Genomic DNA, 5,668 nt, shown 5'->3' with positions numbered 1-5,668 from the left:
CCCACACCCGTAGTGTGAACAAGTGAACAGGTCGACAAAGTTACGGCTGTCATAGCGAAGGGGAAACGCCCGGTCCCATTCCGAACCCGGAAGCTAAGCCCTTCAGCGCCGATGGTACTGCACTGGTGACGGTGTGGGAGAGTAGGACGCAGCCGGACACACATTCACAAAGGCGCCCCGGGCGATGATCGTAAGATCCTCGTCTGGGGTGCCTTTTTCGCGTGCGCGCTGTCTCATGGGGCGCGGCGCTAGCGGGCAGCAGCCCCTTGACGGGAGGATGAACAGCATGAGTGCTGACGAGCGGGGATCCCACGACCAGAGTCGTGGGCGGGACGACCGACGCGGTTCGTCGGGTCGGGGCTCCCGTCCGGAGCGTGGCGGCCCGCGGCGGGAGCGGTCTGACCGGCGCGATGACCGCAGCAGCGGTTCCCGTGACCGTGGCCGGCCGGCAGGCGGTGGTCGCGGCGACACGCGCGATGACCGTCAGGGCCGACGCGCCCCCGGCGACGACCGGCGCGGCGCCTGGGGCGAGCGAGCTTCTTCGGGCGACGCCCGTCGCGGCACCTTTGACGAGCGGCGGGGTGGCGACGACAGGCGAGCTCCGCGTGGCGGCGACAGGCCCGAGCGTGACGGCGGCCGCACCTGGCGAGGTGCCGGTGACGAGCGGCGCGCGCCCGGCGGTGCCGGCGGACGCGGCGAGCGTGACGGTACGTGGGGTCGGGGAACGAGCGGCGAGAGAGGTGGACCGCGGGACGACCGGCGTGGGCCTCGTGAGGACCGTCGTGGCGGGCCGCGCGATGAGCGGCGCGGGCCTCGTGACGACCGTCGTGGCGGCCCCCGCGATGAGCGGCGTGGCCCCCGCGACGACCGTCGAGGCGGTCACGGTGACCGCGACGGCGGCCGTGACCGCCGTGGGTCGGCGACCGAGAGCGAGCGGGTTCGCCGCGGCGCCGCCCGGCTGTCCCCGAAGGCGCCCCGTCGTCCGGAGCCGGCCATCCGGGAGGGCGTGACCGGCCACGAGGTCGACCGTGGGGTGAAGAACCAACTGCGCACCCTGTCGAAGGAGAACGCGGAAGGCGTTGCCCAGCACCTCGTCATGGTCGCCGAGCTGCTCGACACCGACCTCGAGGGCGCCCTGGCGCATGCCGAGACGGCGGTGCGCCGCGCCGGTCGTGTCCCGGCGGCGCGTGAGGCGCTGGGTCTGGTCGCCTACCGAATGGGCGATTGGGCGCGGGCCCTGTCGGAGTTCCGCACGGTCCGGCGACTCTCCGGGTCCAGCCACCTGCTGCCGCTCATGGTCGACTGTGAACGCGGGCTCGGGCGGCCTCGCAAGGCCCTCGAGCTCGCCCAGAGCGACGAAGCCCAGGGCCTGACCTACGACGAGCGCGTCGAGCTCGCCATCGTCATCTCGGGCATCCGTCGGGACATGGGACAGCTCGACGCTGCAGCCGCGGGCCTGGCGGATCTGGCGACACGGGTCAGCCCACACCGACCCTCCGCCCTCCGCCTCTACTACGCCTACGCCGATGCCCTGCTCGCCAACGGTGACGAACGTGGAGCGAGAGAGTGGTTCGCCCGAGCGGCCGACGCCGATCATGAGCTCACGACCGACGCGGCGGAGCGTCTGGACGAGCTGGACGGCATCGAGCTGGTCGACCTTCTGGGCGACGACGAGACCGACGACATGGACGAGACAGACCGGGACTACCCGAACCGTGCGGATGACCGCGCTGCCCCGACCATGCGGGCGAGCGGCGACACAGCCCGGGACAGTGGCGCGGAGCAGGCCGTCGAGGGAGGACCGTCGGATGACTGAGGACGAGGCGATGGGGACGGGCCCGGTGCCCACGCACGACGCAGAGCCCGCGACCGAGACGCCCGGCGGGCCAGACCCGGACGTGCCCGAAACCGGCGACCACGACATCGACGAGGCCCTGTCGGCGCTGGCAGACGTCGAGGGCGAGCCGCTGGCCCGGCACATCGAGCTGGGCGAGTCGGTGCACCGGCTTTTGCAGGGGCGGCTGGGCGGCCTGGGCGGCGCGTGAGCTCTCGCCTCGACGCCCAGCTGGTCACCCGGGGCCTGGCCAGGTCGCGGGCGCAGGCACGTGAGCTGATCACCGGTGGGTCGGTTCTGGTCGACGGCGCGGTCCGGACCAAGCCGGCCACGGCTGTCGACGAGCACGCCCGCATCGAGCTCAGTGTTGAGCCGGACCGGTGGGTCGGACGGGCGGCGCTCAAGCTCCTCCATGCCCTCGAGCTGTGGGGGCCGGCCGGCAGCCGGGTCGCCACGACCACCGCACGGATCGACGCGCGAGGGCGACGGTGTCTGGATGTCGGGGCCAGCACGGGAGGGTTCACCCAGGTGCTGCTCGAGCACGGGGCCGCCAGCGTCACGGCTCTCGACGTGGGCCACGGTCAGCTCGTTGCGCAGTTGGCCGGTGATCCCCGAGTCATTGATCTGCCCGGGACCAACATCCGGCAGGTCCGTCCCGGCGACCTGGGCGATCCCTTCGACCTCGTCGTCGCCGACCTGAGCTTCATCTCTCTGACCCTGACGCTGGGGCCGATGGGCGGGCTCGTCGCGGACGACGGCGACCTCGTCGTCCTCGTCAAGCCGCAGTTCGAGGTCGGTCGTGACCGGCTCGGCCGCGGCGGGGTCGTCACCTCGCCCCACGAGCACCGCCGGGTGCTGCTCGACGTGCACCACCACGCCACAACGCTTGGTCTCGTCGTCGTCGATGCGGCGCGGAGTCCGATCCAGGGGAGCGAGGGCAACCGGGAGTTCCTCCTCTGGCTCACGCCTCGACCAGCGACCACGGGCCTCGGTCCGGATGACATGCTGGGGCGCATGGACCTGGAGGCACACTCGTGACGCGGCGCATCCTGCTCGTCACCCATCCGCGGCGCTCTGAGGCTCTCTTCGTCGCCAAGGCGGTCGTCGAGCGGCTGACCGCCATGGGCATCGAGGTGTCCGTGCAGGCCGACGAGGCAAGGGCGCTCGACCTCAAGGAGACCGCTCGGGTCCATGTCCCCAGCCAGGAGTCGGTCACGGAGGGTGGCGCGGAGGGATGCGACCTCGTCGTCGTCCTCGGTGGCGACGGCACGATCCTGCGCGGGGCGGAATTCGCCCGGCGCCTCGACGTGCCGCTGCTGGGCGTCAACCTCGGCCACGTCGGCTTCCTCGCCGAGGCCGAGCGCGAGGACCTCGACGCGACCGTCGAGCACATCGCCGCGCGGGCCTACACCGTGGACGAGCGGATGACGTTGCACGTCGACGTGCGCCACGACGGAGAGCTCGTCGCGAGCAGCTGGGCGCTCAACGAGGTCAGCGTCGAGAAGGCCGCCCGAGAGCGGATGCTCGAGGTCCTCGTCGAGGTCGACCGCAGACCGCTCTCCAGCTGGGGCTGTGACGGCGTCATCATGTCGACCCCGACCGGCTCGACCGCCTACGCCTTCTCCGCAGGCGGCCCGGTGGTCTGGCCGCAGGTCGAGGCGATCCTGCTCGTGCCCGTCTCTGCGCATGCCCTGTTCGCCCGACCACTGGTCCTCGGGCCGGACAGTCTCGTCGCGATCGAGATCAAGGTGGCCAGCGAGGGCACCGGCATCATGTGGTGCGACGGGCGCCGGCATGTCGACCTGCCGCCCGGAGCCCGCATCGAGGTCCGCCGCGGCCTGCGCCCCGTTCGGCTGGCGAGGCTCAACGACGCCCCTTTCACCGACCGCCTCGTCGCCAAGTTCGACCTGGCCGTGGAGGGCTGGCGCGGCAACGGCGGTGGAGCACGCCCCAACTCATGACACCCTGCCCGTAGGGTGTGACCGTGTTCAGCCAGATCCGGATCCGAGGCATCGGGGTGATCGACGAGGCGGTGCTCGATCTGAGCCCCGGCCTCAACGTCGTCACCGGTGAGACGGGCGCCGGCAAGACCATGGTCGTCTCCGGGCTCGGCCTGCTGCTCGGCCAGCGCGCCGACTACGGCCTGGTGCGTAGTGGCGTCGAGAGCGCCTTCGTCGAGGGTGTCCTCGACCTCCCCGCCGACCACCCCGCGCTGGCCCGCGCGGCCGAGGCCGGCGCCGAGCACGACGACGGCGAGCTCGTGATTGCCCGGACCATCTCGGCTGCGGGCCGATCGCGAGCCCACATCGGCGGTCGCACTGCTCCCGTCGGCGTCCTCGCGGAGCTGGGGGAGCACCTCGTCGCAGTTCACGGCCAGGCCGACCAATGGCGCCTCAAGCAAGGCGACGCACACCGGGAGGTCCTCGATGACTTCGGGGGGCCGGACCTCCTCGCGGTGCGCGACCGGGTGGCACAGGTCCATGACCGGTGGCGCGCCGCTGCCCAGGAACATGACCGCCTCGTCGCGCTAGCCCGCGAGCGGGCCCGCGACATCGACGCACTGACCGCTGCCCTCGAGGAGGTCGAGGCGGTCGACCCCCAGCCCGGGGAGGACGCGGCGCTGCGCGCCGAGAGCGAGCGCCTCAGCCATGCCGAGACGCTCCGCTCGGCGGCTGGCCAGGCGCTGGGCTGCCTCACCAACGATGAGTATGCCGCTGAGCCGGCTCCCAGCGTGACGGACCTCCTCGCCGCTGCCCGGTCTGCGCTGGGCCAGGGTGTGCACCACGACGAGCGCCTGCGCTCGCTCGATGAGCGACTCAGCGAGCTCGCCGCGCTCACCACCGACCTGGCCGCCGACCTCACCGGTTACGTCTCGGACGTCGACCTCGACCCGGAGCGGCTCCAGCAGGTGCAGGAACGCCGCGCGGCCCTGACCGCCTTGACCCGCAAGTACGGCGAGACGATCGACGAGGTGCTCGACTGGACGCGTGGGGCGGCGGCTCGACTCGACGAGCTGGTGACGGCCGATGACCGCGTCGTCCTGCTTGCCGAGCAGGTCGGTGCGCTGGAGGCCGAGCTGCTCGACCTGTCCGTGCAGCTGTCCGGGCTGCGCCAGGATTCGGCGGCTCGCTTCGGCGCACGGGTCAGCGAGGAGCTGGGCCACCTCGCGATGGGCCGTGCCGAGCTCGTCGTCGAGGTGGCGAGGCGTATCGATGCCGAGGGCTCGGAGCTGCCGTCGGGTGAGCGGGTCCGGCTCTCCCGTCACGGCATCGACGACGTCGACATCCTCCTTGCTGCCAATGCCGGTGCCGCGCCGCGCAGCGTCACGAAGGCGGCATCCGGCGGTGAGCTGTCGCGGGTGATGCTCGCGCTCGAGGTGGTTGGGGCGGGCTCCGGCGGTCCGCCCACCTTTGTCTTCGACGAGGTCGACGCGGGCGTCGGCGGACGCGCCGCCCTCGACGTGGGCGCGCGCCTTGCACGTCTTGCGGACCAGGCCCAGGTGATCGTCGTGACCCACCTGGCCCAGGTCGCTGCCTTCGCCGACCGGCACCTGGTGGTTCGGAAGGCGGACGACGGCGTCATCACGTCGAGCAGCGTCGTTGCCGTCGAGGACGAGGACCGGCTCGCTGAGCTCTCCCGCATGATGGGAGGCGACTCGGACTCCGACGCAGGCCTCGCCCACGCCCGCGACCTGCTCCAGCAGACCACTGCCATGCGGGTGGCCAACGCGGAGGCCGCCCGGGCGGGCTGATGGTCTGGCGACGCGACCGCCCAACCTCCTCCACGTGAGCGCAAACTCCGGTGTTTGCGCTCAGTCGACGGTTCGCGATCGCA

General features: G+C 72.1%; 6 protein-coding genes and 1 rRNA gene. All 7 read left to right on the top strand.

Annotation, left to right across the window (positions count from 1 at the left end; genetic code table 11):
* Window positions 1-41: 41 nt before the first annotated feature.
* The 7 genes from rrf (at window position 42) to recN (ending at window position 5,585) form a co-directional block, all read left to right on the top strand.
* Window positions 42-158 (top strand): 5S ribosomal RNA (rrf, locus tag N864_RS18555).
* Window positions 159-323: 165 nt separating this feature from the next.
* The gene (locus tag N864_RS25165) at window positions 324-1,010 is read left to right on the top strand and encodes a hypothetical protein (RefSeq protein ID WP_162164548.1); all 687 of its coding nucleotides are present in this window, start codon (window positions 324-326) and stop codon (window positions 1,008-1,010) included.
* Window positions 1,007-1,816 carry a tetratricopeptide repeat protein gene (locus N864_RS18545; protein ID WP_240474398.1) on the top strand — a complete coding sequence of 270 codons (810 nt, stop codon included), beginning with the start codon at window positions 1,007-1,009 and terminating at the stop codon, window positions 1,814-1,816. The genes N864_RS25165 and N864_RS18545 overlap by 4 nt, the downstream gene beginning before the upstream one ends.
* On the top strand, window positions 1,809-2,045 hold the full coding sequence (locus tag N864_RS18540; RefSeq protein WP_034720579.1) for a hypothetical protein: 237 nt from the start codon (window positions 1,809-1,811) through the stop codon (window positions 2,043-2,045). The genes N864_RS18545 and N864_RS18540 overlap by 8 nt, the downstream gene beginning before the upstream one ends.
* Entirely contained in the window at window positions 2,042-2,872 is an 831-nt protein-coding gene (locus tag N864_RS18535) for a TlyA family RNA methyltransferase (protein ID WP_034720576.1), read from the top strand. Before N864_RS18540 ends, N864_RS18535 begins: the two co-directional genes overlap by 4 nt.
* Entirely contained in the window at window positions 2,869-3,795 is a 927-nt protein-coding gene (locus tag N864_RS18530) for an NAD kinase (RefSeq protein ID WP_034720574.1), read from the top strand. The genes N864_RS18535 and N864_RS18530 overlap by 4 nt, the downstream gene beginning before the upstream one ends.
* Before the next feature lie 23 nt (window positions 3,796-3,818).
* Entirely contained in the window at window positions 3,819-5,585 is a 1,767-nt protein-coding gene (gene recN, locus N864_RS18525; protein ID WP_034720587.1) for a DNA repair protein RecN, read from the top strand.
* The last annotated feature ends 83 nt before the right edge of the window (window positions 5,586-5,668 follow it).

Source organism: Intrasporangium chromatireducens Q5-1, assembly GCF_000576575.1.
GTDB lineage: Bacteria > Actinomycetota > Actinomycetes > Actinomycetales > Dermatophilaceae > Intrasporangium_A > Intrasporangium_A chromatireducens.
This window is presented reverse-complemented; position numbering and strand designations above follow the sequence as displayed.